At 64.2% G+C, this 2,254-nt stretch carries 5 protein-coding genes and 1 pseudogene; all 6 read left to right on the top strand.

The window, feature by feature from the left end:
• The first annotated feature begins 145 nt into the window (after positions 1-145).
• The gene (locus tag I73_RS01100) at positions 146-325 is read left to right on the top strand and encodes a hypothetical protein (RefSeq protein ID WP_022978935.1); all 180 of its coding nucleotides are present in this window, start codon (positions 146-148) and stop codon (positions 323-325) included.
• Positions 322-1,047: a M48 family metalloprotease gene (locus I73_RS01095; RefSeq protein WP_022978934.1), complete on the top strand. Its 726-nt coding sequence runs from the start codon at positions 322-324 to the stop codon at positions 1,045-1,047. The genes I73_RS01100 and I73_RS01095 overlap by 4 nt, the downstream gene beginning before the upstream one ends.
• A 10-nt stretch (positions 1,048-1,057) precedes the next feature.
• Positions 1,058-1,327 carry a hypothetical protein gene (locus tag I73_RS25230; RefSeq protein ID WP_022978933.1) on the top strand — a complete coding sequence of 90 codons (270 nt, stop codon included), beginning with the start codon at positions 1,058-1,060 and terminating at the stop codon, positions 1,325-1,327.
• Positions 1,324-1,581 (top strand): hypothetical protein, encoded by a 258-nt coding sequence (locus I73_RS32950; RefSeq protein ID WP_159105819.1) that lies wholly within the window; start codon positions 1,324-1,326, stop codon positions 1,579-1,581. Before I73_RS25230 ends, I73_RS32950 begins: the two co-directional genes overlap by 4 nt.
• Before the next feature lie 2 nt (positions 1,582-1,583).
• On the top strand, positions 1,584-2,051 hold the full coding sequence (locus I73_RS34535; protein WP_022978931.1) for a CFI-box-CTERM domain-containing protein: 468 nt from the start codon (positions 1,584-1,586) through the stop codon (positions 2,049-2,051).
• Positions 2,048-2,254 (top strand): annotated as a pseudogene (locus I73_RS32205) (hypothetical protein); the annotation flags it as partial. The gene I73_RS34535 and the pseudogene I73_RS32205, both read left to right, overlap by 4 nt.

Raw genomic sequence — 2,254 nt, 5'->3', positions numbered from 1 at the left:
CGCAAGGTGATGAGGTCTTCGTCAAGGGCTTCCGGCAGGCAAGTGTCGCAAGGCATGTGGGCGTTTCGAGGCAGCGGGTTCACGCGGTGTGCGCGGAGCTGCTGCCAGCCATCAACCAACTCATGCCCAAAAGGGAGCACAGAACATGACCCGAATCCTGATCGCCATCATCACCCTTGCGGCACTCGGCGCGCTGGGAGGCTGCGCAACGAAGCAAGAGCTGACGATGCGCAACGACCCGCGCGTCGGCACCGACTTCAGCCCCTACCGGACGATCCCCGCTGCGATCCAGTGCGACGACTGCCGCTATGAACCAGCACGATGATCCCGAGCACATGGTTTCGGCGAGTCATCTTCGGGCTGTTCATCCTTGAGGTGGCTGGTGCGTTGATGTGGCTGGCGGCGTGGCTGGTTCCGAACCCAGCCGACAAAGCGTTCGCTCAGACGGTGGCAGGAATGGTCTTCCTGCTGGGGTTCTACTCGGGAGCGCCGCTGTCCGCCCGCTTCTTGGCGCCTCGGCAGTCGGAAGACGAAGCGATGCGCGCCAGGCTCACCGGGGTGCTGCGGGAGCTTCCGCAAAGCCGCCCGGTGTTCCTCTACGACCACGAGGAAAAGAACGCCACGACGGTGGGCATCCTGGCGTCTCAATCGCGGGTGTACGTCACCAGCGGCTTGATGGCCAACGTGAGCAACGAGGGGCTGAAGGGCATCCTGGCCCACGAGGACACGCATGTGGTTGAACACCACATCCTCATCACCTTCAGCTATGCCTGCGCCTACGCCCTGGTGGCCAACGAGGTGAACAGCAACAAGCTCTTCATCTTCGGCTTCATCGCCTTCATGACGCTGCGCCGCTACCTCGAATACAGGGCGGACGCCGGCGCGGCCAAGCGGGTAGGTAAGGAAGCGATGGTGACTGGCTTGAAGGAGCTGCACGCGATCTACCCGTCGAAGAGCTGGGCGCGGTGGTTCATGGTGGTGATGGCGTACCCGACCCTGCCGATGCGGATCAAGGCCTTGGAAACAGGCCGCAAGGTGCTTTTCTAAGGAGGTGGTGATGGTGGGCTACATGGAGTGGATCGGCTGCGGCTTAGGCGCCTTCGGCGCCCTGCTTCTGGCCCTCAATCGTTCTTACTCGGGGTGGGGGTTCGTAGCATTCCTGGCGTCGAACGTGTGCTGGATCGCATTCGGCGTGGCGACAGGGGCGCTCGGCCTGGTGGCGATGCAGGTGGTGATAACCGGGACGAGCGTGCTGGGGATCTACCGCTGGAAGCTGGTGAAGCGCGGCCCGGAGGGACTTCGCGGCGCGAAAAGGGTGATCGCATGATGCACGCGCCGTATTGGGCACTGTGGGTCGGGATGCTCTGCGCCTTCCTTGCCGGGGGGCTGCTGCGCTGGTGGGTAAATGCGCGGCGGTTCGAGCGCCGCAGCCCGCTGGGCATCGAGCAGTTCAAGGACTACGCCGACCTGTGGTCTTCGCGCCTGGCCGAAGGCGTGGCGAGCATCACTGCGAATGTGCTGCTGGCCATCGGCCTGGGCTTCGTGCTGGTCATTGCAGCGCGCCAACTCTTGCCGGGCTGACGATGGGTAAGCGGCACAGCGTCTCAGACATCGTTGCAGCGGTGTACTGCGAACAAAAGCTGGTCTTCGACAAGCGGCACGGGAAAGCCCGCAGCGCGGACATCGAGCGCAAGGCCGCAGCGGGGACGTTCGAGCACCTGCGCTTCCAGTGGGAGGGCTATACCCGAAGTCCAGGGCGATTGCTGGCCAAGCTCGGGCAAGAGCGGCCAAGCTGGAGGCCTCGGCAGACATCGGATTCAAGGTGCTTCATCGCCAGCCAGGTCTACGGGCCGCAGGGTGTAGAGACGAACGCATTGCGGGCGTGGCGCGATAGGGCGCTGATGCCGAGTCGGGCAGGACGCGCATTCGTCAGCCTGTACTACGCCGTGTCCCCTGCCCTCGTCTGGCTGCTGAGGCGAAGCCCGCGGCTCACGTCGGCGGTGCGGAAGGCGCTCGACCGCCTGGTGAACCGGGTTGGAGGGGCGCGATGAGTCTGCCTTCCCTTGTTTGCTTCACGCTCGCCGCTGGGATCGCGGTATGGGTGGCAATGGTCTGGAGGGGAATGTCTCAAGACTGGCTGCCTGATGAGTTGAAGGGCGGCCGGCTGGTCAACGTCGAAGAGGACTTGACGACCGACGAGCCCTACGCTGTCGTGGGAAGGCCAGATCAGGTGTACCGCCTGGCGACGGGCCTG

It is taken from the genome of Ideonella sp. B508-1 (genome assembly GCF_000333615.1).
In the GTDB taxonomy this organism is placed as follows: Bacteria; Pseudomonadota; Gammaproteobacteria; order Burkholderiales; family Burkholderiaceae_C; genus Ideonella.
Note: the sequence above shows the minus strand (reverse complement) of the source record. Positions and strands in the feature narration are given on the sequence as shown.